At 54.5% G+C, this 24,794-nt stretch carries 24 protein-coding genes; 8 read left to right on the forward strand and 16 right to left on the reverse strand.

Annotated features, from left to right (window positions below; genetic code table 11):
• Positions 1-352 precede the first annotated feature (352 nt).
• Complete coding sequence (gmhB, locus tag ACWKX3_RS12020; RefSeq protein ID WP_454541868.1) at positions 353-919, reverse strand: D-glycero-beta-D-manno-heptose 1,7-bisphosphate 7-phosphatase; 567 nt, start codon at positions 917-919, stop codon at positions 353-355.
• Positions 920-1,107: 188 nt separating this feature from the next.
• Between gmhB and metN the strand changes: the two genes are divergently transcribed.
• The 6 genes from metN (at position 1,108) to proS (ending at position 6,687) form a co-directional block, all read left to right on the forward strand.
• Complete coding sequence (gene metN, locus ACWKX3_RS12025; protein ID WP_058609776.1) at positions 1,108-2,139, forward strand: methionine ABC transporter ATP-binding protein MetN; 1,032 nt, start codon at positions 1,108-1,110, stop codon at positions 2,137-2,139.
• The gene (locus ACWKX3_RS12030) at positions 2,132-2,785 is read left to right on the forward strand and encodes a methionine ABC transporter permease MetI (protein WP_008501881.1); all 654 of its coding nucleotides are present in this window, start codon (positions 2,132-2,134) and stop codon (positions 2,783-2,785) included. The genes metN and ACWKX3_RS12030 overlap by 8 nt, the downstream gene beginning before the upstream one ends.
• Positions 2,786-2,825: 40 nt before the next feature.
• Positions 2,826-3,641: a methionine ABC transporter substrate-binding lipoprotein MetQ gene (gene metQ, locus ACWKX3_RS12035; RefSeq protein ID WP_042319200.1), complete on the forward strand. Its 816-nt coding sequence runs from the start codon at positions 2,826-2,828 to the stop codon at positions 3,639-3,641.
• Between the two features lie 106 nt (positions 3,642-3,747).
• Entirely contained in the window at positions 3,748-4,152 is a 405-nt protein-coding gene (gene rcsF / locus ACWKX3_RS12040) for an Rcs stress response system protein RcsF (protein WP_010426664.1), read from the forward strand.
• Positions 4,149-4,856, forward strand: coding sequence for a tRNA (N6-threonylcarbamoyladenosine(37)-N6)-methyltransferase TrmO (gene tsaA / locus ACWKX3_RS12045; RefSeq protein WP_042319201.1), 708 nt, complete (start codon positions 4,149-4,151; stop codon positions 4,854-4,856). The genes rcsF and tsaA overlap by 4 nt, the downstream gene beginning before the upstream one ends.
• Positions 4,857-4,968: 112 nt before the next feature.
• Entirely contained in the window at positions 4,969-6,687 is a 1,719-nt protein-coding gene (gene proS, locus ACWKX3_RS12050; RefSeq protein ID WP_006173573.1) for a proline--tRNA ligase, read from the forward strand.
• Positions 6,688-6,736: 49 nt separating this feature from the next.
• On the opposite strand, the gene nlpE is transcribed toward proS, so the two are convergent.
• The 3 genes from nlpE to ACWKX3_RS12065 are packed head-to-tail and all read right to left on the reverse strand — an operon-like array spanning position 6,737 to position 8,435.
• Complete coding sequence (gene nlpE / locus ACWKX3_RS12055) at positions 6,737-7,435, reverse strand: envelope stress response activation lipoprotein NlpE (RefSeq protein WP_042319204.1); 699 nt, start codon at positions 7,433-7,435, stop codon at positions 6,737-6,739.
• A gap of 35 nt (positions 7,436-7,470) precedes the next feature.
• On the reverse strand, positions 7,471-7,893 hold the full coding sequence (arfB, locus tag ACWKX3_RS12060; RefSeq protein ID WP_006173578.1) for an alternative ribosome rescue aminoacyl-tRNA hydrolase ArfB: 423 nt from the start codon (positions 7,891-7,893) through the stop codon (positions 7,471-7,473).
• Entirely contained in the window at positions 7,890-8,435 is a 546-nt protein-coding gene (locus ACWKX3_RS12065; RefSeq protein WP_454541869.1) for a YaeQ family protein, read from the reverse strand. The genes arfB and ACWKX3_RS12065 overlap by 4 nt, the downstream gene beginning before the upstream one ends.
• Positions 8,436-8,631: 196 nt before the next feature.
• Between ACWKX3_RS12065 and ACWKX3_RS12070 the strand changes: the two genes are divergently transcribed.
• Both ACWKX3_RS12070 and rof read left to right on the forward strand, forming a co-directional pair.
• Positions 8,632-8,832: a YaeP family protein gene (locus ACWKX3_RS12070; protein WP_006173580.1), complete on the forward strand. Its 201-nt coding sequence runs from the start codon at positions 8,632-8,634 to the stop codon at positions 8,830-8,832.
• Complete coding sequence (gene rof, locus ACWKX3_RS12075; protein ID WP_006173581.1) at positions 8,819-9,079, forward strand: Rho-binding antiterminator; 261 nt, start codon at positions 8,819-8,821, stop codon at positions 9,077-9,079. Before ACWKX3_RS12070 ends, rof begins: the two co-directional genes overlap by 14 nt.
• 29 nt (positions 9,080-9,108) lie before the next feature.
• On the opposite strand, the gene tilS is transcribed toward rof, so the two are convergent.
• The 12 genes from tilS to bamA all read right to left on the reverse strand — a co-directional run bounded on the left by tilS (position 9,109) and on the right by bamA (position 24,791).
• Positions 9,109-10,395, reverse strand: a complete 1,287-nt coding sequence (gene tilS, locus ACWKX3_RS12080) for a tRNA lysidine(34) synthetase TilS (protein ID WP_454541870.1) — start codon at positions 10,393-10,395, stop codon at positions 9,109-9,111.
• A gap of 59 nt (positions 10,396-10,454) precedes the next feature.
• Positions 10,455-10,844, reverse strand: a complete 390-nt coding sequence (locus ACWKX3_RS12085; protein WP_006173587.1) for a VOC family protein — start codon at positions 10,842-10,844, stop codon at positions 10,455-10,457.
• A 65-nt stretch (positions 10,845-10,909) separates the two neighbouring features.
• Positions 10,910-13,042, reverse strand: coding sequence for a lysine decarboxylase LdcC (locus tag ACWKX3_RS12090; RefSeq protein ID WP_337285391.1), 2,133 nt, complete (start codon positions 13,040-13,042; stop codon positions 10,910-10,912).
• A 100-nt stretch (positions 13,043-13,142) separates the two neighbouring features.
• The gene (accA, locus tag ACWKX3_RS12095) at positions 13,143-14,102 is read right to left on the reverse strand and encodes an acetyl-CoA carboxylase carboxyl transferase subunit alpha (protein WP_006173590.1); all 960 of its coding nucleotides are present in this window, start codon (positions 14,100-14,102) and stop codon (positions 13,143-13,145) included.
• A 12-nt stretch (positions 14,103-14,114) separates the two neighbouring features.
• The gene (gene dnaE, locus ACWKX3_RS12100) at positions 14,115-17,597 is read right to left on the reverse strand and encodes a DNA polymerase III subunit alpha (RefSeq protein WP_058609780.1); all 3,483 of its coding nucleotides are present in this window, start codon (positions 17,595-17,597) and stop codon (positions 14,115-14,117) included.
• A gap of 38 nt (positions 17,598-17,635) precedes the next feature.
• Positions 17,636-18,232 (reverse strand): ribonuclease HII, encoded by a 597-nt coding sequence (rnhB, locus tag ACWKX3_RS12105; RefSeq protein ID WP_006173594.1) that lies wholly within the window; start codon positions 18,230-18,232, stop codon positions 17,636-17,638.
• Complete coding sequence (lpxB, locus tag ACWKX3_RS12110) at positions 18,229-19,377, reverse strand: lipid-A-disaccharide synthase (protein ID WP_454541871.1); 1,149 nt, start codon at positions 19,375-19,377, stop codon at positions 18,229-18,231. Before lpxB ends, rnhB begins: the two co-directional genes overlap by 4 nt.
• A complete protein-coding gene (lpxA, locus tag ACWKX3_RS12115; RefSeq protein ID WP_042319209.1) occupies positions 19,377-20,165 on the reverse strand; it encodes an acyl-ACP--UDP-N-acetylglucosamine O-acyltransferase in 789 nt (262 codons plus the stop codon). The genes lpxB and lpxA overlap by 1 nt, the downstream gene beginning before the upstream one ends.
• A 3-nt stretch (positions 20,166-20,168) precedes the next feature.
• Positions 20,169-20,624, reverse strand: coding sequence for a 3-hydroxyacyl-ACP dehydratase FabZ (fabZ, locus tag ACWKX3_RS12120; RefSeq protein WP_006173598.1), 456 nt, complete (start codon positions 20,622-20,624; stop codon positions 20,169-20,171).
• Positions 20,625-20,727: 103 nt separating this feature from the next.
• Positions 20,728-21,753 (reverse strand): UDP-3-O-(3-hydroxymyristoyl)glucosamine N-acyltransferase, encoded by a 1,026-nt coding sequence (lpxD, locus tag ACWKX3_RS12125; RefSeq protein WP_006173599.1) that lies wholly within the window; start codon positions 21,751-21,753, stop codon positions 20,728-20,730.
• Between the two features lie 3 nt (positions 21,754-21,756).
• Entirely contained in the window at positions 21,757-22,251 is a 495-nt protein-coding gene (skp, locus tag ACWKX3_RS12130) for a molecular chaperone Skp (RefSeq protein WP_042319211.1), read from the reverse strand.
• Between the two features lie 122 nt (positions 22,252-22,373).
• Positions 22,374-24,791, reverse strand: coding sequence for an outer membrane protein assembly factor BamA (gene bamA / locus ACWKX3_RS12135; RefSeq protein ID WP_006173601.1), 2,418 nt, complete (start codon positions 24,789-24,791; stop codon positions 22,374-22,376).
• Between the last annotated feature and the right edge of the window lie 3 nt (positions 24,792-24,794).

A 24,794-nucleotide genomic window follows, 5' to 3' on the forward strand; every position in this document is an offset into this window, starting at 1 on the left:
AATTAAACTTCGTAATGAATTACGTATGTTCACTCAGAGACTTGGTATTCATTTATTGTCCGAAGACATTAAGAATCCATGTCACTTTGAGTGCCCACACAGATTGTCTGATAAATTGTTAAAGAGCAGTTGCGACGCGCTTTAGCGCTCTGTCGCGAGGTGGCGTATATTACGCTTTCCTCTTTCAGAGTCAACCCTGAATTTCAGGATTTTTTCTCTTCAACCGACCGGGTTGTCTGTGAAGTGATTCACATCCGCCGTGTCGATGGAGGCGCATTATAGGGAGCCACCGAGGAATGACAAGCGGAAAAATGCATTTTTATTTCAACCGCTCACCTTTTCGCCAAAAAGCCTATTTCTGATGCTTTTTTATCTCTTTTGGTAGCTCGGCCAGACTATTAATCACCCAGTCAGCTGCGTTTTCTGCTTCGGGGGTCACCGGTTTGCCAGTGCGCACTAATATTTTGGTCCCCACACCCGCCGCCGTTGCCGCCTGCATATCTTCCAGCTTGTCGCCCACCATATAAGAGGCGGCCATATCGATATTCAGAAATTCCTGCGCAGAGATAAACATCCCCGGGTGCGGCTTACGGCAATCACACGTCTGGCGATACTCTTCTACTGTTCCCTGGGGATGATGCGGACAATAGTAGATACCATCAAGGTCAACGCCCCGATCCGCCAGCGACCAGTCCATCCATTCTATTAACGTCTCGAACTGTGCTTCGGTAAATTTTCCACGCGCAATGCCAGACTGGTTGGTGACCACCACCAGCGCATAGCCCATCTCTTTCAGCTGGCGCATGGCCTCTATTACGCCCTCGATAAACTCGAACTCATCAATCTCATGAACGTAACCGTGATCCACATTAATGGTGCCATCACGATCGAGAAAAATTGCGGGTACTGATTTTGCCACCGGTTTGCTCCTGAAAAAGGCATGTTCGGCTAGTATCTCATGAATCGCAGCGCAATAAAGTGCTCATCGCACAGAGTTGGATTGATTTAGACGTCTGGATGCCTTAACATCCGTTTTGTTTACGGTCATCACCCGTATCTGGCAGAACAAAATGCCACGGCTAACTTACATACGATAAAAATAATCTAATGATTAAACTTTCCAATATCACCAAAGTGTTCCAGCAGGGGAACCGAACCATTCAGGCGCTGAACAACGTCAGCCTGCATGTTCCTGCTGGTCAAATTTATGGCGTCATTGGCGCATCGGGTGCAGGTAAAAGTACGCTGATCCGTTGTGTTAACCTGCTTGAACGCCCAACCCAGGGCAATGTAGAAGTTGGCGGTCAGGAACTTACCGCGCTCTCAGAGAAAGAACTCACTAAAGCGCGTCGCCAGATCGGCATGATCTTCCAGCACTTTAATCTGTTGGCCTCCCGCACCGTTTTTGGCAACGTCGCATTGCCGCTAGAGCTGGACAATACGCCTAAAGAAGAAGTGAAGCGTCGCGTGACCGAGCTGCTCGACCTCGTAGGTCTGGGCGATAAACATGATAGCTATCCGGCTAACCTGTCCGGCGGTCAAAAGCAGCGCGTCGCCATTGCCCGTGCCCTGGCAAGCAACCCAAAAGTGCTGCTGTGCGATGAAGCCACCAGCGCATTAGACCCGGCCACGACCCGTTCGATTCTCGAACTCCTGAAAGACATCAACCGTCGCCTGGGGCTGACCATCCTTCTTATTACGCACGAGATGGATGTGGTGAAACGCATCTGTGATTGTGTGGCAGTGATCAGCAACGGTGAATTGATTGAGCAGGATACGGTGAGCGAAGTGTTCTCTCACCCGAAAACGCCGCTGGCGCAGCAGTTTATCCAGTCAACGCTGCATCTGGATATTCCCGAAGATTATCTGGAACGTTTGAAAACAGACGCAACGCCTGACAGCGTCCCGATGCTGCGCATGGAGTTTACCGGCCAGTCGGTCGATGCGCCGCTGCTGTCGGAAACCGCGCGCCGCTTCAACGTGAATAACAACATTATCAGCGCGCAGATGGATTACGCCGGTGGCGTGAAGTTCGGCATCATGCTGACGGAAATGCACGGCACACAGGAAGAAACCCAGGCGGCAATTGCCTGGCTGCAAGAACATCATGTAAAAGTAGAGGTACTGGGTTATGTCTGAGCCGATGATTTGGCTGCTGGTTCGCGGCGTTTGGGAAACGCTGGCAATGACCTTCGTATCGGGTTTCTTTGGCTTTGTGATTGGCCTGCCGGTCGGCGTGCTGCTGTACGTGACGCGCCCGGGGCAAATCATTGAGAACGCGAAGCTCTACCGTACGCTCTCTGCGCTGGTGAACATCTTCCGTTCTATCCCGTTCATCATTCTGCTGGTCTGGATGATTCCGTTTACCCGCGTGATCGTCGGCACCTCTATCGGTCTGCAGGCGGCTATCGTGCCATTGACCGTCGGTGCGGCACCGTTTATCGCCCGAATGGTGGAAAACGCCCTGCTTGAAATCCCAACGGGCCTGATTGAAGCGTCCCGCGCAATGGGTGCCACGCCAATGCAGATCGTACGTAAAGTCCTGCTGCCTGAAGCATTGCCGGGCCTGGTAAACGCAGCCACCATTACGCTGATTACCCTGGTGGGCTATTCTGCGATGGGTGGTGCAGTCGGTGCCGGCGGTTTAGGCCAGATTGGCTACCAGTACGGTTATATTGGTTATAACGCTACCGTAATGAATACCGTTCTGGTATTGCTGGTTGTTCTGGTTTATTTAATTCAGTTCTCTGGCGATCGCATCGTCCGGGCTGTTACGCATAAATAACGTTACACACAACACAAACTCGATGAGTTAAGGATAAAACATGGCGTTTAAATTAAAGACCTTTGCAGCGGTTGGCGCGCTAATTGGCTCTCTGGCACTGGTGGGTTGCGGTCAGGACGAAAAAGATCCAAACCACATTAAAGTGGGCGTTATTGTCGGTGCTGAGCAGCAGGTTGCAGAAGCCGCCCAGAAAGTGGCGAAAGAGAAATATGGCCTGGACGTTGAGCTGGTGACCTTCAACGATTACGTTCTGCCAAACGAAGCGCTGAGCAAAGGCGATATCGACGCCAACGCCTTCCAGCACAAACCGTACCTGGATCAGCAGATCAAAGACCGTGGCTACAAGCTGGTTGCGGCGGGCAATACTTTTGTTTACCCGATTGCCGGTTACTCCAAGAAGATTAAATCGCTGGACGAACTACAGCCAGGCTCGCAGGTGGCCATTCCAAACGATCCTACCAACCTTGGCCGTTCCCTGCTGCTGCTGCAAAAAGTGGGTCTGATCAAACTGAAAGAGGGTGTAGGTCTGCTGCCGACCGTACTGGACGTGACCGAGAATCCGAAAAATCTGAAACTGGTTGAGCTGGAAGCCCCTCAGCTGCCGCGTTCACTGGACGATGCGCAGATTGCGCTGGCCGTGATCAACACCACCTACGCCAGCCAGATTGGCCTGACGCCAGCGAAAGACGGTATCTTTGTTGAAGACAAAGACTCCCCATACGTTAACCTGATCGTTACCCGCGAAGATAACAAAGACGCGGAAAACGTGAAGAAATTCGTGCAGGCATACCAGTCAGAAGAAGTTTACCAGGAAGCGAATAAAGTGTTTAACGGCGGCGCTGTTAAAGGCTGGTAATCTGACTTCAGTGTAATATCATCAAGACGGGCTTATGCCCGTCTTGTCATTTGTGCGGGCAACTGATTCAATATCTGACGTTTTGATTATCCACTGAGGAACTATTATGCGTGCTTTACCGATCTGTCTTTTAGCACTCATGCTGAGCGGCTGTTCTATGCTAAGCAGATCTCCTGTTGAACCTGTTCAAAGCACTGCAACCCCGCCAAAAGCGGAGCCAGCGAAACCAAAAGCCCCTCGACCTGCCCCGGTTCGCATTATTACCAAAGCAGACGATCTCGTCGGAAAACCATTCCGTGAGCTGGGTGAAGTCAGCGGCGAATCCTGCCAGGCAACGAACCAGGACTCTCCACCGAATATCCCGACAGCGCGTAAACGTATGCAGATTAACGCGTCAAAAATGAAAGCCAACGCGGTGCTACTGCACAGCTGTGAAGTGACCAGCGGTACGCCAGGCTGCTACCGTCAGGCGGTTTGCATCGGTTCTGCGCTGAACATTACGGCGAAATGAGTTCGTTTCAGTTCGAGCAGATAGGCGTTATCCGCTCCCCCTATAAAGAGAAGTTCGCCGTCCCACGCCAGCCTGGTCTGGTGACCAGCGGCAGCGGCGAGCTTCACTTAATCGCGCCTTATAATCAGGCCGATGCGGTACGCGGACTTGAGGCGTTCAGCCACCTGTGGGTTGTCTTTGTCTTTCACCAGACAATGGATGGCGGCTGGCGTCCTACCGTTCGCCCTCCTCGTCTGGGCGGAAATGCGAGAATGGGCGTGTTCGCGACCCGCTCAACCTTCCGTCCAAACCCGGTTGGCATGTCGCTGGTCGAACTGAAAGGCATACGCTGTGAAAAGGATCGGGTGATACTGGCGTTAGGCAGTCTCGACCTGGTGGATGGCACACCGGTTATCGACATCAAGCCGTATCTGCCTTTTGCTGAGGCCCTGCCGGAGGCCCGTGCGAGCTATGCACAGGACGCGCCTCATGCGGACATGCCCGTCTCTTTCACACCGGCGTTGACGGACACGCTCAATCAGCTTGAAAAACGCTATCCTCGTCTGCGGGACTTTATCACGGAAGTGCTGGCTCAGGACCCCCGTCCCGCCTACCGCAAAGAAGAGGAGTCCGGGAAAACGTACGCCGTCTGGCTGCTGGATTTTAACGTTCGCTGGCGCGTCACCGAGGCCGGTTTTGAAGTGTTTGCCCTGGAACCCAGGTAATTTTAATCTCCTCTCTTTTGGCATCTTTGCCACACTGGTAAACTAAACCACTTTTTTTGTGTCAGGCTGGCGTTTCAGCCTGTTCCAATAGTCGAAATGGAACCGTAACAACATGCGTACTAGCCAATATCTGCTCTCCACTCTGAAGGAGACACCTGCCGACGCCGAGGTGATCAGCCACCAGCTGATGCTGCGCGCCGGGATGATCCGCAAGCTGGCCTCCGGGTTGTACACCTGGTTGCCGACCGGCGTGCGCGTCCTGAAAAAAGTCGAAAACATCGTGCGTGAAGAGATGAACAACGCCGGTGCAATCGAGGTGTTAATGCCCGTGGTTCAGCCCTCTGAACTGTGGCAGGAGAGTGGTCGCTGGGAGCAGTACGGTCCCGAACTGCTGCGTATTGCCGATCGCGGCGATCGTCCGTTTGTTCTCGGTCCAACGCATGAAGAGGTCATTACCGATCTGATCCGCAACGAGCTGAGCTCTTACAAGCAGCTGCCGTTGAACTTCTTCCAGATCCAGACCAAGTTCCGTGACGAAGTGCGTCCACGTTTTGGCGTTATGCGCTCCCGCGAATTCCTGATGAAAGATGCTTACTCTTTCCATACCTCTCAGGAATCTCTGCAGGAGACCTACGATAAAATGTATGAGGCTTACAGCAAAATCTTCTCCCGCATGGGTCTGGATTTTCGTGCTGTACAGGCTGATACCGGTTCAATCGGCGGTAGCGCATCCCACGAGTTCCAGGTTCTGGCGCAGAGCGGCGAAGACGATGTGATCTTCTCTGATTCCTCTGATTACGCTGCTAACATCGAGTTTGCAGAAGCCCTGGCACCAAAAGCGCCACGCGCCGCCGCAACCGAAGAGATGACGCTGGTTGATACGCCGAACGCCAAAACCATCGCCGAGCTGGTTGAGCAGTTCAATCTGCCGATTGAGAAAACGGTTAAAACGCTGCTGGTTAAATCGGCCGAAGGCAGCGCATACCCGCTGGTTGCCCTGCTGGTGCGCGGCGATCACGAGCTGAACGAAGTGAAAGCAGAAAAACTGCCGCAGGTCGCCAGCCCGCTGACGTTTGCTACGGAAGCAGAAATCCGTGCCGTCGTGAACGCCGGTCCTGGCTCGCTGGGGCCAGTAAATATGCCCGTTCCCGTGGTTGTTGACCGTACGGTTGCTGCAATGAGCGACTTCTCTGCAGGTGCCAACATCGACGGCAAGCACTACTTTGGCATTAACTGGGATCGTGACGTCGCGACACCAGAAGTTGCGGACATCCGTAACGTGGTGGCGGGCGATCCAAGCCCGGACGGCCAGGGTACGCTGATGATTAAACGCGGTATCGAAGTGGGCCATATCTTCCAGCTGGGCGATAAGTACTCCCGCGCCATGAATGCGGCGGTTCAGGGCGAAGATGGTCGTAACCAGGTGCTGACCATGGGTTGCTACGGTATCGGGGTCACGCGCGTGGTTGCTGCCGCTATCGAGCAGAACTTCGACGAGCGCGGTATCGTCTGGCCGGACAACATTGCGCCGTTCCAGGTAGCCATCCTGCCAATGAACATGCACAAGTCTTACCGCGTTCAGGAGCTGGCCGAGAAGCTGTACGCTGAACTGCGCGCGCAGGGCGTTGACGTGCTGATGGACGACCGTAAAGAGCGTCCGGGCGTGATGTTCGCCGATATGGAACTGATCGGCATTCCGCACACCATCGTTATTGGCGATCGTAACCTCGACAGCGACGAAATCGAATACAAATACCGTCGTAGCGGCGAGAAACAGATGATCAAGACCGGCGACATTCTTGATTACCTGATGAAAGCCATCAAAGGCTAAAAAACAAAAACCCCGCTCAGGCGGGGTTTTTTATTGGCTCACGAAGACGCTATTTACTGCTACAGTCTTTACCCGCAGCAAAGCTCGCGTCTTTATCAACCACCAGCGTTTTCACCATCTCACCGCTATCCGGGTTAGGCTCCAGCGTAAAGTGACCGTCAACCGTCAGTAAGACCGGCTTACTGTCATTCCCGCGCGCGACGGCATAATCCCGCTCCAGCTGAGCATTGTTTGCCACGCTGACTTTCTTACCGGTGGCACAGTCGGTGAAGATCGCCGCATCCGCCATATAGAAGTACATTCCCCGCATCGCCATTGGCGTAGCAGGCAGCGCCGCTTTCACCGGCGCGAGCGTGTAATTAAATTGCGACTCAATCGGGTTGCCCTCGCGATCGAGCATCTCCATCCCCTCACCTTTGGCGCGGAAATAGGTTTTATCACCCGTGGTATCGGTCAGCACCAGCTTCTCGGCGGTACGTGCCCATTTTCCGTAGCTCGCAAAAGAAGATGGCTCCTTTGCGCCCTGATAGCGCTGGTTCATGACCCAGGTGCCATCTTTTTCCAGGAAGAGCGTGGTTTCGATTCCTTCGCAATCCGCACACGGCAGTACGCCGCGCCAGCTCTGCTGCATCGGTTTTAACGCTTCAGTAGGCGCGGCCTGCAAGGCCTGCGTTTCCGAACGGTTGTTACACCCGAAGAGTGCGAACAGCGTGCTGACGGCTAATGCTGAAAATAGTGCTTTTTTCACGATGGATCCCTTATGAAAAAGTGTGTTCCTTTTCGTCACTCCACAGGGCGACGAACTTTTCCGCGTAGTGCTTTTACCGAGGATTTTTGCGACTTCGTTGATAACCGGCGCTCTTTCGAAGCGCGGGTTGGTCGCGTAGCCCGACGGCTTTTTTGCTCTGCGGTTAACTCTTTTATGACGGCCACCAGCCGGGAAAGCGCCGCTTCGCGGTTCAGTTCCTGACTGCGATATTCCTGCGCTTTGATAATTATCACGCCATCGCTGGTAATCAGATGATGGCTGGCGGCAAGCAAACGTTCTTTGTAATACTCTGGCAGGCTGGAGGCCCGAATGTCAAAGCGCAAATGGATAGCGGTTGAAGCCTTGTTAACATGCTGTCCGCCCGCGCCCTGCGCGCGGATCGCCGTGATCTCCAGCTCGTTATCAGGAATGCTGACGTTTCGGGACAAATCAATCATGACGCTGGTTGCCACGCGGTTAAATGGATTTCCAGATTATTCTGAGAATCAGAGAGCCAGATCGCACCATCCTGAATAGTTGCCTGCAACACCATGGTCCTGCTGGCGAACGCGCTCAGCTGCGCCAGCTGCTCGTCATCCAGATACCAGACGGTGAGATTGGTAAACTGCGCACTTTTTTTCTTGTTCTGCTGCCACCAAATCTCCGCAGCACGTTGATTATACGCAAATAACGCCACTTCCGCTGACTGCGTACACGCTTTTTTTATCCGACGTTCATCCGGCAGACCGAGTTCGATCCACAAATCAATGCCCAGATGATCGTTGCGCAGCCAGGCTTCTGGTTCATCTTCCGCGCTTAGGCCACGGGTAAATTGCAAACGGTCATCAGCATACTTCACCCACGCCAGCAGGCGAAGCATCATGCGCTCCTGGGTTTCAGACGGATGACGCGCCAGCGTCAGTGACGCATCCAGAAACTGGTTGCGGTCGAGATCCGCCACATTAACCACAGCTTTATAAATTGTCGCTTTCAGCGCCATGAGAGAACTCCTTTCGTATAAGGCGCACAGTGTAGCGAAAATAGCGGCAAAAGGCTGTTACGAGGTGATGAACAGGCCGCTATCAAGGCTCTGATATTGCTTAAATGAGTATGGTATAGTCACCTTGCTAAACCGAGTTTATCTTCGTAGGCTTAATGTTATCTCACAGTAAGCCAGTGCGCTGGCAGGAGGGGATGTGAACAATTATTGTGAGCTAATTCGCAAACGGTATGCGGAAATCGCCAGCGGCGATCTGGGCTATATCCCGGATGCGTTGGGTTGTGTACTCAAAGTGCTAAATGAAGTGGCCTCTGATGAGAGTCTTTCAGAATCGGTCAGGGAAAAAGCAGCGTATGCTGCAGCGAATCTACTGGTGAGCGATTATGTCGATGAATGAAACTTATCAACCCATCAATTGTGATGACTATGACAACCTCGAACTCGCCTGCCAGCATCATTTAATACTGACGCTGGAACTCAAAGATGGCGAAGTGCTGAAGGCGAAAGCCAGCGACCTGGTTTCACGTAAGAACGTGGAATACCTGGTAGTGGAAGATGCCGGCGCGACGCGCGAGCTTCGCCTGGATAAAATCGCCAGCTTCAGTCACCCGGAAATCGGCACCGTTGTGGTGAGCGAATCCTGATGAACATTAACGGGCAGCCCCGCTGCCCGTTACACCGTCCACTGAAAACCAACCCCCTCTTCTGCCCACCCGTCTTTCGTCACGAATACGCCCGCCGCCGCAATCAACGTCTCGCCGTAAAACAGTAGCGGTGTGGTATCGCGCAGCCAGGGCGGCACATTGTTCTCCTGCCAGATTTTCTTCAGCTTACGCCCGCCGTTGCGCCCGACAATGTGCAGCACACCGCTGGCCTTAAAGCGCACGGTAACAGGTTCATCGGCATTGGGTAGCCGCACGTGGCCCGGCGTGGTCAACGAAACGGTTCCCCTCTGATAAGGTAGTTCCAGCACGTCATGGGGTGACGGCCAGGCCAGCACCACATCGGTAAGCGAAGGGGTGGATTTTACCCACCACAGCCGGCCTTTGTAGCGCCTGACCTCAAAGCCATTGAGATACACACACGGGGCGGCATCTTCCCGCGCCTGAGCAACCTCCTCCCAGATACGGTGTAGCATGGCGCGCGACGGCATAGCCGCATTGTGCATGGCCAGCCAGCGGCGCAGAAGCGCCGCGCGCCGCACCGGGGTCATCGTCTCAAGCGGCGTAATCGCCAGCGCCCCGTCACCGGATGTCAGGTCGGATAGCGCGTCGCTCAGCAACTCATCCAGCAGCGTTTCCTGCTCAGCGCAGAGTGCGGCGCTGCGGGCGGTCGCTTCAGCAAAGTGCCCCCATCGCTGGGTCAACAGCGGCAAGACGCGCAGACGCAGGAAATTGCGATCGTAGCTGTCGTCCTGATTGCTCTCATCTTCAATCCAGCTCAGCTGATGCTGCTGCGCCCAGGCTTCAAGAGACGCGCGCGTTTCGCCCAGCAGAGGACGTAGTAATTCTGTGCCGCCAAACGCGGTACGCTCAGGCATGGCGGATAACCCTGCCGGGCCACTTCCCCGCTTGAGCGCCAGCAGGAATGTCTCACACTGATCATCAAGGTGTTGCGCCGTCACCAGCGCCTCGCCGGGCTTTAAAGTGCGGGCAAACGCGGCATAGCGGGCTTTACGCGCCTGCGCCTCAATGCCCAGCCCTTCATTTTCGAGTAAGACACGCTCCACGTGCAGCGGGATCGCCCACGCCGCGCACAGGGCGTCGCAGTGCGCAACCCACTCATCTGCATAAGGACTCAACCCGTGATGAACATGAATAGCCCGAATCTGAACGTCGGGCTCTCGATCGCGCCAGTGCATCAGGCGATGAAGTAACACCGTGGAATCCAGCCCACCGCTAAACCCCACCAGCAGCTGGCGGTACGGCGAAACGGCTTGCGCAATATCAGATGAGGTCATAAGCAATTACACATAAAAAAATGCCCGAACTGGTCGGGCATTATCACATATACCGGCGTTTACTGCTGGTAAAGCTCCAGCGGCAGACCGTCCGGGTCGTTGAAAAAGGTGAAACGTTTACCGGTAAACGGATCGACACGTATGGCTTCGCATGCCACGCCGTGCGCCTCCAGATGCTTCACCGCGCTATCAATGTCCTCTACGCTGAAAGCAAGATGGCGCAGGCCACAGGCTTCCGGACGAGAAGGACGCGCAGGCGGGAAAGGAAAGGAGAACAGCTCAATGACATACTGGCCGTTTAACGCCAAATCGCCTTTCCAGGAGTCACGCTCTTCACGGTACGCCTCGCTTAACAGCTCAAAGCCGAGAATGTCACAATAGAAAGCCTTACTTTGCGCGTAATCGGTGGCAATGATCGCAATATGGTGAACCTGTTTTAAACCCAGCATAGCTTCTCCTTTTCATGATGCCTGAACGTTACAACCGGGAACCTGCGCCTGGCAAGCGGCCAGCTTCATTTTAGGACCCGTACCCAGTACACGCCGTTTTCATCCCGTTTGGCACCGTGAATGTCGGTCTCAAAACCAGGGTAGTGTCGCCCAACCGAACACAGCATCAGCAGGAAATCGAGAACCGCCCGGCTCTCTTCGACAATCATCTCACCCGGCATCAGCAGCGGCACGCCCGGCGGATACGGCAGGATCATATTGGCCGACACGCGCCCGACCAGGTTTTCCAGCTCGACGGTCTCTACCTCGCCTTTCACCTGATGCTGCCAGGCCTTGTGCGGCGTCAGCTTCATCTCAGGCAGAACGTCGAACGCCTGCAGCATCAGACGCGGCAGATCGTGCTGGCGGATCAATTTGTGGATCCCCTGCGCCAGATCCTGAATGCGCATGTTGCGATAGAAATCAGGATCTTCCGCGTAGAGATCCGGCAGCATGTTCTTCACCCGCAGGTTCAGATCGTAGGCGCGTTTAAACTCCATCAGACCACGCAGCAGCCCCATTGCGCGGGTTTTATCGATCCCGATGCTGAACAGGAACAGCAGGTTGTACGGCCCGGTTTTCTCCACCACGACGCCACGCTCATCGAGGAACTTCGCCACCAGCGCGGCGGGGATCCCTTCATCGCTCATCACCCCTTGCTCGTCCATGCCCGGCGTCAGGATCGTCACTTTCACCGGATCGAGGAACATATGGTCCGGGTCGGCATCCCGAAAGCCGTGCCAGCTTTCGCCGGGCGCGACCTGCCAGCACTCAGCCTCATCAATCTCTTCAGGCTGCCAGATGTCGAAGAACCAGCCGTCCGCTTCATCTTTTAGCCGCTGAACTTCTTTGCGGAAATGCAGCGCCCGTTCCACTGAACGATTGATGAGACGCTTGCCGGGATTACCCCGCAGCATCGCCGCCGCCGTTTCAATCGAGGCCACCAGCGGATAACTTGGCGAGGTGGTGGTGTGCATCATAAAGGCTTCGTTGAAGGTGTCCTCGTCGTATTCGCCTTTAATGTGGATCAGCGAGGCCTGAGAAAACGCCGCCAGCATCTTGTGCGTCGACTGCGTTTCGAAAAACACTTTGCCCGGCACCCGCTCGCCGCTCATCCCGCTTTTCCCTTCGTAAATCGGGTGGAAATTGGTGTACGGCACCCACGCGGAGTCAAAGTGGATCGACGGCACGTCCAGGGTCTGCTTGATCCAGTTGGTGTTGTAGAGCAGACCGTCATAGGTGGAGTTGGTGATCACCGCGTGGATCGGCCAGCTTGCCTGCGGGACGGACGCCACCTTGGTTTCAATCGCCGCATGCGTAAACTCACGGCGCGGAATACCACCCAGAATGCCGAGCGCGTTACGCGTCGGCGACAGCCAGATCGGCACCACATCGCTCATCATCAGCAAATGCGCCAGAGATTTATGGCAGTTACGGTCGATGAGCAGCGTGCTTCCGGCTGGGGCCGCGTACATCCCGACGATTTTATTTGATGTCGAGGTACCATTGGTCACCATGTAGCTCTGCTCGGCACCAAACGTGCGGGCGATATACTCTTCGGCTTCCAGATGCGGGCCGGTGTGGTCGAGCAAAGAGCCCAGCTCGGTGACCGAAATCGATACATCCGCTTTAAGCGTGTTGCCGCCGAAGAAATCATAGAACAGGCAGCCGACCGGGCTTTTCTGATACGCCGTGCCCGCCATATGCCCCGGCGTACAGAAGGTATATTTGCCTTCTTTCACGTAGGTAAAAAGCGCGCGGGTAAACGGTGGGGTGATGTTATCGAGATACTCTCCCGTGTACTGCTGAATGCGGGTGGCAATGTCTTCCGCCACGCCAAGCGAGTATTCAAAGAACCACAGCGCCATGCGCATATCGTGAGCGCTGACGTCCATTGTCGAATGCGTATTGATAAAAGCGTACAGCGGAAGATACTCGTTCAACCTGTTGATGTCGCTGCACAGCTCCAGGTCGTATTCGTCCCAGTCAAAAATGACGCCGCAGATGCGCGGGTTATGTTCAATGAACTTCAGCAAATCCGCACTGTTATGCGGCCAGATAAGCTGGTATCCGCGGGACTGCAGGGCTTGCTCCAGCTCCTTGATGGGCTCGTCTTTATAAAAGACGCCGTGCGGCCCCATAATGGCAATGATATTCACGGGCTACCTCCTTGAAAAACATTAGGTAAGCATAGCCCGGCTAAACCGCAGGTATAAAAAAAGCCGCAACACTGTGCGGCTTTTCAGATAAATGTCGCGCTTACGCGTAACCGTAGGTCATCAGACGCTGGTAACGACGGTCGAGCAACTCTTCTTTGCTCAGCACGTCCAGATCGGCCAGATCGGCCAGCAACTGTGCTTTCAGGGACGCGGCCATCGCTTCAGGCTTACGGTGCGCACCGCCCAACGGCTCTGGGATCACGGAGTCGATAAGCTTCAGCTCTTTCAGACGCGGGGCAATGATGCCCATCGCTTCTGCTGCCAGCGGCGCTTTATCGGCGCTTTTCCACAGAATGGACGCACAGCCTTCCGGGGAGATAACGGAATAGGTGCTGTACTGCAGCATATTCACTTTATCGCCCACGCCAATCGCCAGCGCACCACCAGAACCCCCTTCACCGATAACGGTGCAGATGACCGGTACGCGCAGGCGAGACATCTCACGCAGGTTGCGTGCGATGGCTTCAGACTGACCGCGCTCTTCCGCGCCAACACCCGGGTATGCCCCCGGGGTGTCGATGAAGGTGATGATAGGCATATTAAAACGCTCAGCCATCTCCATCAGACGCAGGGCCTTACGGTAGCCTTCTGGAGCAGGCATACCAAAGTTACGACGGATTTTCTCTTTGGTTTCGCGACCTTTCTGATGACCAATGATCATCACCGGACGCCCGTCGAGACGCGCAATCCCGCCGACGATAGCTTTATCGTCTGCGTAAGCGCGATCGCCTGCCAGTTCGTCAAATTCATCAAACGCCAGGCGGACATAATCCAGGGTGTACGGGCGCTGAGGATGACGCGCCAGCTGGGCAATCTGCCATGCGCCAAGATCGGCGAAGATTTTGCGCGTCAGCTCTACGCTTTTTTCGCGCAGACGATGCACTTCCTCGTCGATGTTTATATCCAGTTTTTCATCCTGACGGCTTACGGCTGTCAGAGAATCGATTTTCGCTTCCAGCTCTGCAATCGGCTGTTCGAAATCAAGGAAATTCAGACTCATAGTATTCCTGTATTAGTCAAACTCCAGTTCCACCTGCTCCGAACCAATGAGGCCACGGAGATCGTTCAGTAAACGATCGCTCGGAGAGACACGCCACGCTGCACCAAAGCGCAACCGCGCGCGTGCATCCGCCCTCTGATAGTAGAGATGTACTGGAATTGTCCCCGAGCGGTGGGGTTCCAGAGACTGACGGAGTCGGTTTAAAAGCTGGTCATCAATTTGCCTGTCCGTCAGCGAGATAGCAAGCCCGCGAGCATATTTTTCACGGGCTTCGTCAATATCCATCACTTCGCGGGCGGTCATTTTAAGCCCCCCACTGAAGTCATCAAAGCTGACCTGTCCGCTGACGATAAGTATGCGGTCTTTTTCCAGCAATTGCTGGTATTTATCCAGCGCGTCGGTGAACAACATCACCTCCAGACGCCCGGAACGGTCATCCAATGTACAGATGCCAATACGATTGCCGCGCTTGGTGACCATTACCCTTGCAGCAATCACGAGCCCCGCAGCCGTGGTGATTTTACCACGATCTGTCGGATGCATGTCTTTTAGCCTGTTGCCTCCGACATAGCGCTCAATTTCTTTAATGTACTGGTTGATCGGGTGCCCCGTCAGGTACAAGCCTAACGTTTCACGCTCACCATCCAGCACCACCTGTTCTGGCCAGGGCTGGCAGTTGGAATACGACTGCTCAATCTGCTCTGGCTCTTCCGCCAGAACGCCAAACATATCGGCCTGGCCTATCGCTTCTGCCTTCGCGTGCTGATCGGCCGCTTTCAACGCATCGCCCAGCGAGTTCATCAGCGCGGCACGGTGCGGCCCCAGCCTGTCGAACGCCCCGGACATTATCAGTTTTTCGAGCACGCGGCGGTTAAGCTTTTTAGTGTCAGTCCGGGCGCAGAGGTCGAACAGCTCGCGGAAATAGCCGCCATTGTTACGCGCCTCGATGATCGCCTCGATTGGACCTTCACCGACACCTTTGATCGCGCCGATCCCGTAGACAATCTCCCCGTGCTCGTTCACGTGGAAATGGTAAAGCCCGGAATTGATATCCGGCGGCAGGATCTTAAGCCCCATGCGCCAGCACTCGTCGACCAGGCCAACCACTTTCTCGGTGTTGTCCATATCGGCCGTCATCACCGCCGCCATAAACTCAGCCGGATAGTGGGCCTTCAGCCACAGCGTCTGATAGGAGACCAGTGCATAGGCAGCGGAGTGGGATTTGTTAAACCCGTACCCGGCGAACTTCTCTACCAGGTCGAAGATTTTCATCGCCAGTTCGCCGTCAATGCCGTTCTTTTTCGCCCCGTCCTCAAAGATAGAACGCTGCTTGGCCATCTCTTCAGGCTTTTTCTTACCCATTGCACGACGCAGCATGTCCGCGCCGCCAAGGGTGTAACCTGACAGGACCTGGGCAATCTGCATGACCTGTTCCTGATACAGGATGATGCCGTAGGTAGGCTCCAGTACCGGTTTAAGGCTTTCATGCTGCCACTGCACGTCGGGGTAGGAAATCTCTTCGCGCCCGTGCTTACGGTCGATAAAGTTATCCACCATCCCTGACTGCAGCGGCCCCGGACGGAACAACGCCACCAGCGCGATCATATCTTCGAAGCAGTCGGGCTGCAGGCGCTTAATCAGGTCTTTCATGCCGCGGGATTCAAGCTGGAAGACGGCGGTGGTCTCCGAGCGCTGCAGCATGTCGAAACTTTTTTTATCATCCAGCGGGATGGCGGCGATGTCTATCGGCTCCAGACCCTGCTTCTCGCGGCGCGGGTTGATCATCTTCAGCGCCCAGTCGATGATCGTCAGGGTGCGCAGGCCGAGGAAGTCGAACTTCACCAGCCCGGCGTATTCCACGTCGTTTTTATCGAACTGTGTGACCGGGTGATGACCCGCCTCGTCGCAATAGAGCGGCGCAAAATCGGTAATTTTAGTCGGGGCAATCACCACCCCGCCCGCATGTTTACCGGCGTTACGCGTGACGCCTTCGAGCTTACGCGCCATGTCGATCAGCGCTTTAACTTCTTCGTCTGCTTCGTAGATTTCCGGCAGCTGCGGCTCGGCTTCAAAGGCTTTTGCCAGCGTCATGCCGGGATCGGGCGGCACCAGCTTGGAGATGCGATCGACGAAGCCGTACGGATGCCCCAGCACGCGGCCAACGTCGCGGATAACCGCTTTCGCCGCCATCGTACCGAAGGTAATAATCTGCGATACCGCATCGCGGCCATACATATCTGCAACGTGCTCAATCACCTGGTCACGTTTCTCCATGCAGAAGTCGACGTCGAAGTCGGGCATGGAGACACGTTCAGGGTTAAGGAAACGTTCGAACAGCAGGTCAAACTCCAGCGGATCGAGGTCGGTGATTTTGAGCGCGTACGCCACCAGCGAACCAGCACCGGAACCACGGCCCGGGCCTACCGGCACGCCGTTATCCTTCGACCACTGGATAAACTCCATCACGATCAGGAAGTAGCCGGGGAACCCCATCTGGTTGATAACCTGCAGCTCAATATCCAGACGTTCGTCGTAGGGTGGGCGCTTCTCTTTACGTTCCGCTTCATCCGGGAAGAGAAATTCCAGGCGTTCTTCCAGCCCTTCTTTCGATTTCACAACCAGGAAATCTTCCGTGGTCATGTCGCCCGTCGGGAACTGCGGCAGAAAATACTCGCCGAGACGCACGGTCACGTTACAGCGCTTGGCAATCTCTACGCTGTTTTCCAGCGCTTCCGGGATATCAGAGAAGAGTTCACACATCTCCTCTTCCGTGCGCATGTACTGCTGCGAGGAGTAATTTCGCGGACGTTTCGGATCGTCGAGCGTGAAGCCGTCATGAATAGCGACGCGGATCTCGTGCGCGTCAAAATCGCCTGATTCCAGGAAACGCACATCGTTGGTTGCCACAACGGGCAGCCCGCGCTGTTCCGCCAGGGCTACGGCGGCATGCAGATAGTTCTCTTCATCCGCGCGACCGGTGCGGATCAACTCAAGGTAATAGCGATCCGGGAAATGTTCTTCGTAGAACGACACGCACTGGTCCACCAGCGCGCTGTTGCCGCGCAGCAGGCATTTGCCGACGTCACCCATGCGGCCGCCAGAGATCAGCAGCAGGCCTTCATTCAGTTCGGCCAGCCAGTCTCTGTCGATCCACGGCCCCAGCGCGCCATAGCCGCGCTGATAGGCTTTTGAGATAAGCAGGGTAAGGTTCTGATAACCCGTGTTGTTCATCGCCAGCACGGAGATTTGCGTCATCTCATCGCCAAGCAGTTCGCTTTGCACATGAAAATCCGCGCCGACGATAGGTTTCATCCCCACGCCATGCGCCGTTCCGTAGAACTTCACCAGGCCACACAGGTTGGTAAAATCGGTGATCGCCAGCGCAGGCATGCCAAGCGCGGCCGCCTTTTTTACCAGCGGCCCGGTCTTTGCCAGCCCATCGATCATGGAGTAGTCGCTATGCACCCGCAGGTGTACGAAACGTGGTTCAGCCATCTTCAGATTCCGCGTTACTTAATTGCTTGCGTCTTGATTCAGGACACCCGTGCCAGCGCACGTTTTACCGGACCAAAACTACGACGGTGGTGTTCGGTGGCGCCATGTTCAGCCAGCTTTTCCAGATGGAAAGCCGTAGGATATCCCTTGTGCTGGGCGAAACCGTACAGGGGATAAGTGAGATCCAGCGCAGCCATTTCGGCATCGCGCGTCACTTTAGCAATGATTGACGCCGCGCTAATTTCCGGGACCCGGCTATCCCCTTTCACTACCGCCATTGAAGGCACAGGCAGTGCCGGACAGCGGTTGCCGTCAATCAGGACGTATTCAGGGGTTATTTTCAGCCCCGCCACCGCCCGCTGCATCGCCAGCATGGTGGCATGAAGAATGTTCAGCTCGTCAATTTCATGCGGCTCAGCGCGCCCAAGACTCCAGGCCAGCGCCTTTTCCTGAATCTCGTCAAAGAGCGCCAGTCGGCGCTTTTCAGATAATTTTTTTGAATCATTCAGCCCAACAATCGGGCGAGCAGGGTCGAGTATTACCGCTGCAGTAACCACAGCACCGACGAGCGGGCCCCGCCCCACTTCATCCACGCCCGCCACAAGGTGCGTGTGTGGATAAACAAATTCCATCATTTTGCTAACTCCAGCACCGCTTCAGCCGCTTGCTCATCGGCATTACAGCGGATCTGCTGATGCAGTTCACGGAACGTCTCGTGCATAAGATGGCTGGTCTTGCCATTTGCCAGCAGCGGAAGTAGCGCATCGGCTAACGCCTGCGGCTGACACTCTTCCTGCAGCAGCTCTTTTACCAGCTCGCGCCCGGCGAGTAAATTAGGCAAGGAGACATAGTCGGTTTTCACCAGACGTTTCGCCAGCCAGAAGGTGAAAGGCTTCATGCGGTAACCCACTACCATCGGGCATTTCGCCAGCATACACTCCAGCGCGGCCGTACCGGAGGCCAGCAGAGCGGCATCGCTCGCGACCATCGCCTCACGGCCCTTTCCATCCAGAAGATGAATGTGCAGATCCGGCGCAACCTCCGCTTTGATGCGTTCAAACTGCTCGCGGCGTTTCGCATTAACCAGCGGCACCACCACTTCAAGATCGGGATAGGTCTGGCGTAGGATCTGCGCCGTTTTCAGGAAATCGGCGCTCAGCATCTCAACTTCTGCGCCACGGCTGCCCGGCAGCAGAGCCAGACAGTGGGTATCATGGGGGATGCCCAGCACGTCACGCGCCGCGTTTTTATCCGGGTCCAGCGGCATGGCATCTGCCATGGTGTGACCAATAAAACGGCATGGCACGTTGAATCTGTCGTAAAACGCCTTTTCGAAAGGCAGGAAAGCCAGTACCAGGTTGGTAGACCGTCCGATTTTGAAAACGCGTTTCTGTCGCCACGCCCAGACGGACGGACTGACGTAGTGAATGGTTTTGATGCCCTGTTTTTTCAGATTCCCTTCGAGGGTAATATTGAAATCGGGCGCATCGATACCGACAAACACATCGGGTTTGAGATCGGTAAAACGGCGTGTGAGATCGGCACGAATGTGTAACAGGCGACGCAGGCGGCCCAGCACCTCAACGATGCCCATCACGGCCAGCTCTTCCATCTCATACCAGGCTTCGCAGCCTTCGGCCTGCATCAGCGGGCCTGCCACACCCACAAAGCGCGCATTGGGTACACGAGCCTTGAGGGCGCGGATGAGACCTGCACCAAGAATATCGCCGGAGGTTTCTCCGGCGACCAGGGCTATCGTAAGCGGACGACTGTCGACCATTAACGAATCAGACCCCTTGTTGAACGGTCAAAGAATTCCATGAACGCGTTCACTTCCGGGTGCTTATTCGCCAGCTCGGCAATTTCCGGCTTCGCCTCTTCCAGCGTTTTACCGTTACGGTACAACTGTTTGTACGCGTTGCGGATCGCTGTAATCGCTTCGCGGCTAAAGCCACGACGCTTGAGGCCTTCGATGTTCACGCCAAACGGCGTGGCATGGTTGCCCTGCGCAATCACGTAAGGTGGGACGTCCTGCGCCACACCGGAGCATCCGCCGACCATCACGTGCGCACCAATGATGCAGAACTGATGGACAGCCGTCATGCCGCCAATGATTGCGAAATCATCAACCGATACGTGTCCCGCCAGCGTTGCGTTGTTGGCGAGAATACAGCGATTACCCACGGTACAGTCATGCGCAATGTGTGCATTTACCATAAAGAGGTTGTCGCTGCCCACCTTCGTCAATCCACCGCCCTGAGTTGTTCCACGATGAATGGTGACGCTTTCGCGAATACGGTTACGATCGCCGATTTCCACACGGGTCGGCTCACCAGCATATTTAAGATCCTGGTTAACTTCGCCGATGGAGGCGAACTGATAGATCTCGTTGTTGCAGCCAATAGTCGTATGACCATTCACCACGACATGAGATTTCAGTACTGTACCCTCACCAATTTCAACATGGGGTCCAACAACACAAAACGGGCCAATGTGAACGTTAGCACCAATAATGGCGCCGGTTTCCACAATCGCGGTAGGATGAATAAAGGCGGATTTATCAATCACGTATCAGGCCTCCCGGCTACGCGCGCACATCATAGTCGCTTCACAAACAACTTTGCCGTCAACCGTTGCAACGCCTTTAAAGCGAGTCAGGCCACGACGCGTTTTTTCAAAAGTGACTTCCATGATCATCTGATCGCCAGGCACAACCGGACGCTTGAATCGCGCTTCGTCGATGCCGGCGAAGTAATAGAGTTCACCCGGCTCCAGTTTACCTACGCTTTTAAACGCAAGGATACCGGTAGCCTGCGCCATGGCTTCCAGGATCAACACACCCGGGAAGATAGGCTTACCAGGGAAGTGCCCCTGGAAGAACGGCTCGTTAACGGAGACATTTTTCACTGCGCGCAGAAAACGACCTTCTTCAAAATCCAGCACACGGTCTACCAGCAAAAACGGGTAGCGGTGCGGCAGAAGTTCTAAAATCTCTTCAATATGCAGAGTATGAGTGTCAGTAGTCAAAATACTCTTCCTGTCAAATGTACTAAGTAGCAATAATAACACGGCCTGCCGGTTTATAAAAAAGCCGACAGGCCGAGAAAATGAGCGTTAAACGGGTGAACGCTTAGTCTTGTTGATCGATCTTGCGCTCAATGGCTTTGAGTCGCTTGCTCATATCATCAATATTCATCACCAGTGCAGCTGTTTTACGCCATACCTTGTTCGGTTGCAGCGGAATGCCAGAGGAATAGACGCCGGGTTCAGTAATAGGACGCATCACCATGCCCATTCCCGTTACCGTCACCTTGTCGCATATTTCCATATGGCCATTGATCACGCTGGCACCGCCAATCATGCAGTAGCGGCCAATTTTCAGGCTGCCTGCCATGATCACGCCGCCCGCAACGGCAGTATTGTCGCCAATCACAACGTTATGTGCAATCTGACACTGGTTATCAATGATAACACCGTTACCAATGATGGTGTCGTCCAGCGCGCCGCGGTCGATGGTCGTACATGCGCCGATCTCTACACGATCGCCGATAATAACGCGACCAAGCTGCGGGATCTTAACCCAATTGCCACGATCGTTGGCATAGCCGAAACCGTCAGAGCCAATCACCGTGCTGGATTGAACGAGGCAATTCTCGCCCATCTCAACGTCATGATAAATGGACACATTGGCCCAAAGACGGGAGCCTGCGCCAATTTTGGTATTTTTTCCAACGAAGCAGCCCGGACCAATGACCACGTTATCGCCCAGCACAACGCCAGATTCGATAACGGCATTTGCGCCAACTGCCACGTTGTTACCCAGCTGAGCCGTCGGGTCGATCGCTGCGCTGGCAGCAATGTTTTGCGCCGGCTGCGGCGTGGTATCAAGAATTTGGGCCATGCGTGCGTAAGTCAGGTAGGGATTTTTAACTACCAGTGCAGCGCCTGTGGCAAACGGAAGATCGTCCTGCGTCATCACAACGGCGGACGCCTGGCACTGGGCCAGATGTTCACGGTACTTAGGGCTTACTATAAAGGTAATGTTGCCCGCTTTAGCAGATTGCATGGACGCAACAGCGGTGATGACGATATCGCCATCACCGTGTAATTCTGCATCCAACTGCTGAGCTAAATCAGCCAGTCGAATTGAAGGCATTACTTATTTAACCTGTTTCAGAACATCAGCGGTGATGTCTTTAACATCGCTGCTGTTGAAAGCGACGGCATTCGCATCCACAACCAGATCGATGCTCTGATCGGCTGCTACTGCTTTAACAGCAGACTGAATACGGGTAACCAGTTTACCGCGCTCTTCGTTAGAACGACGCTGACGATCCTGCTCGAAAGCCTGCGCTTTCTGGGAGAAGGTCTGGCGCTGTGCCATTACGTCTTTTTCCAGCTTGCTGCGCTCGCTCGCTTTCATGGTAGAACCATCACGCTGCAGACGCTGCATTTTAGTCTGGAGGTCGCCTTCCATACGTTGCAGTTCGCCAGCACGGCCTTTAAATTCGTTTTCCAGAGTCGCAGAAACACCCGTTTTCTGTGCAACCTGCTGGAACAAATTACCCATGTTGACGATTGCAATTTTGTCTGCTGCCTGAGCAGAGGTTGCCATCGCTAAACCGAGACCTGCAGCTAATAACCACTTTTTCACAATTAACTCCTTACCATCCCATTGGCACCCGAAGGTACCGTTCTTTGCGTGGCAAGGCGATCGTTTTACCGATCGCCGGTTGTCAGCGCTACACTGCCAACGCATTCCATTGCAGCGGATTATTACCAGGTTTTACCAATGTTAAACTGGAACTGTTCCGCTTTATCTCCATCATATTTCTTAAACGGCTGGGCGTAGGAGAAGACCAACGGCCCCAGCGGTGACATCCATTGTAATGCGATACCTGCAGACATGCGAATATTGCTCGGATCGCTGTAGTCCGGAACACCTGCTGCACGCATCTGGGCAGTGTTCTCCCAGTTGGTATCCCACACCGTACCGGCATCCCAGAAGATGGAGGTACGAACAGAGTTCGCATACTTGTCGCTGATGAACGGCGTCGGCGTGATGAACTCGAGGCTGGCGACGCCCATGGCGTTACCGCCCACTGCATCATCAGAGCTACACACTTCGGAAGAAGATGATTTGTAGCAGTTATCCTTGTCATTCCCACCGTAGTAAACCGCTTTCGGACCAATATTATTGGACTGGAAGCCACGAACGGTGCTTGAACCACCGGCGTAGAAGTTTTCATAGAACGGCAGTTCTTTGCCGCCCAGGCCATCACCGTAGCCCCAGCGCGTACGACCCAAAACCACCCATTTGTGATCGTCATCAATTGGGAAGTAGGATGCGGTATCCAGCGTCACCTTGTAGAACTCGTTATCGGAACCCGGAATGGTCACTTTACCATTCAGGTTTACGCGCGAGCCCTGCGTCGGGAAGAAGCCACGGTCCAGACGGTTGTACGTCCAGCCATAGTTGAACGTGAAGTCATCGGCGGCAAAGCCGTTGTTATCGCTGCTCTTACTCGCTGACTGACCGATGGAGTCCAGATAACGCCACATCGCCACCTGCGGTTGCATATTGGACAGGTCGTTATGCACATAACCTAAGCCCGCACGCAGGGTGTTGTATTCGTTGACCGGGAAGCCGAGCGTACCGTCTACACCGTAGCTTTTGTTGGTATAGGAGGACAGATCCGCGTCGTCTGCTTTAAAGTCGTTATAGAAGATACGACCGCCCAGGCTCACACCGTCAACGGTGAAGTATGGGTTAGTAACAGAGAACTCGGAATAGGTCTGGTAGTCGTTTTTGGTGCCGTTGATGCCGACAGAGTAACCTGTACCCAGCCAGTTATCCTGCTGGACACCGACCTGGAAGCTTACGCCACTTTCGGTACCGTAGCCGACACCGAAGTTGAAGCTACCGGTGTTACGCTCTTTAACCTTATAAACTACATCCACCTGGTCCGGGCTGCCTGGTACACGCTGCGTATCGGTATCAACCGTTTCGAAGTAACCCAGACGGTTCAGACGCTCTTTCCCCTGGTCGACCAGGTCGCTGCCCAGCCATGCCCCTTCCATCTGGCGCATTTCGCGACGCAGAACGGAATCTTTGGAGGTGTCGTTCCCTTCAAAACGGATCTTACGCACGTAGAAACGGTTGCCCGCATCAACGTTGACGTGAAGCTTAACGGTTTTCTCAGCATCGTTAATTTCTGGCTGAGTCTGCACGCGCGGATAAGCATAACCATAACGGCCGAGCAGCTTCTTAATGCTGTCTTCCATCTTGGTCACTTTAGACCCGCTGTACAGATCGCCTGGCTGAATCTTCGTCAGTGATTCGATTTCAGCAGAATGCCCCGCCAGGTTACCACTGACTTCAACACCTGAAAGCTTGTACTGCTCGCCTTCAGTGATGTTAATGGTAATGTAGATCCCTTTTTTGTCCGGCGTCAGACTGACCTGGGTCGAATCAATGTTGAAACGCGCGTAGCCGCGATCCAGGTAGTAGCTGCGCAGGGTTTCGAGATCGCCCGCCAACTTCTGCTTCTGGTATTTACGATCGCCAACGACGTTCCACCACGGCACTTCGTCACGCAACTGGAACGTTGAGATCAGTTCATCAGTGCTGAACGCGTGGTTGCCCACAATGTTGATCTGCTGGATCTTCGCAGAAACACCTTCCTGGAAGACCAGCTTAAGGTCAACACGGTTACGCGGCAGCGGTGTCACAACCGCTTTCACGCTGGCGCTGTATTTACCCACGCTGTAATAGAAATCTTCCAGACCTTTTTCAATGTCTGAAAGGGTTGTGCGGTCCAGAGATTCCCCCACACGAACGCCGGATGCTTCAAGGTTTTGCTTGAGCATGTCATCTTTCACCGACTTGTTGCCGGAGAAAGTGATACTGGCGATCGTTGGACGTTCTTTTACCTGAACCAGCAGCGTATCACCATCGCGCAGGACGCGGACGTCCTCAAAGTTGCCAGTGGCAAACAGAGCGCGGATGGTGTTACTGATGTCTTCATCATTAACCGTATCGCCGGGGCGCACAGGCATACTGAGGAGGGCCGCACCAACGGCGACACGCTGAAGGCCTTCGAAATGAATATCTTTCACTACGAACCCGTCAGCACCGTATACGGTGGCGCTGCTAAACAGCAGCGACGCTATGAGCAACTTTTTCATCGCCATCGT

The organism is Enterobacter sp. UPMP2052 (assembly GCF_053709675.1).

Excerpts from the sequence above, each read along its gene's own strand:
- rof (WP_006173581.1), top strand. The coding sequence starts at position 8,819 with ATGTCGATGAATGAAACTTATCAACCCATCAATTGTGATGACTATGAC.
- ACWKX3_RS12085 (WP_006173587.1), bottom strand. The coding sequence starts at position 10,844 with ATGCTGGGTTTAAAACAGGTTCACCATATTGCGATCATTGCCACCGAT.
- rnhB (WP_006173594.1), bottom strand. The coding sequence starts at position 18,232 with ATGATGGAATTTGTTTATCCACACACGCACCTTGTGGCGGGCGTGGAT.
- ACWKX3_RS12030 (WP_008501881.1), top strand. The coding sequence starts at position 2,132 with ATGTCTGAGCCGATGATTTGGCTGCTGGTTCGCGGCGTTTGGGAAACG.
- bamA (WP_006173601.1), bottom strand. The coding sequence starts at position 24,791 with ATGGCGATGAAAAAGTTGCTCATAGCGTCGCTGCTGTTTAGCAGCGCC.
- metN (WP_058609776.1), top strand. The coding sequence starts at position 1,108 with ATGATTAAACTTTCCAATATCACCAAAGTGTTCCAGCAGGGGAACCGA.
- tilS (WP_454541870.1), bottom strand. The coding sequence starts at position 10,395 with ATGACCTCATCTGATATTGCGCAAGCCGTTTCGCCGTACCGCCAGCTG.
- rcsF (WP_010426664.1), top strand. The coding sequence starts at position 3,748 with ATGCGTGCTTTACCGATCTGTCTTTTAGCACTCATGCTGAGCGGCTGT.
- lpxB (WP_454541871.1), bottom strand. The coding sequence starts at position 19,377 with ATGGTCGACAGTCGTCCGCTTACGATAGCCCTGGTCGCCGGAGAAACC.
- ACWKX3_RS12065 (WP_454541869.1), bottom strand. The coding sequence starts at position 8,435 with ATGGCGCTGAAAGCGACAATTTATAAAGCTGTGGTTAATGTGGCGGAT.
- dnaE (WP_058609780.1), bottom strand. The coding sequence starts at position 17,597 with ATGGCTGAACCACGTTTCGTACACCTGCGGGTGCATAGCGACTACTCC.
- lpxD (WP_006173599.1), bottom strand. The coding sequence starts at position 21,753 with ATGCCTTCAATTCGACTGGCTGATTTAGCTCAGCAGTTGGATGCAGAA.
- tsaA (WP_042319201.1), top strand. The coding sequence starts at position 4,149 with ATGAGTTCGTTTCAGTTCGAGCAGATAGGCGTTATCCGCTCCCCCTAT.
- arfB (WP_006173578.1), bottom strand. The coding sequence starts at position 7,893 with ATGATTGATTTGTCCCGAAACGTCAGCATTCCTGATAACGAGCTGGAG.
- proS (WP_006173573.1), top strand. The coding sequence starts at position 4,969 with ATGCGTACTAGCCAATATCTGCTCTCCACTCTGAAGGAGACACCTGCC.
- accA (WP_006173590.1), bottom strand. The coding sequence starts at position 14,102 with ATGAGTCTGAATTTCCTTGATTTCGAACAGCCGATTGCAGAGCTGGAA.
- metQ (WP_042319200.1), top strand. The coding sequence starts at position 2,826 with ATGGCGTTTAAATTAAAGACCTTTGCAGCGGTTGGCGCGCTAATTGGC.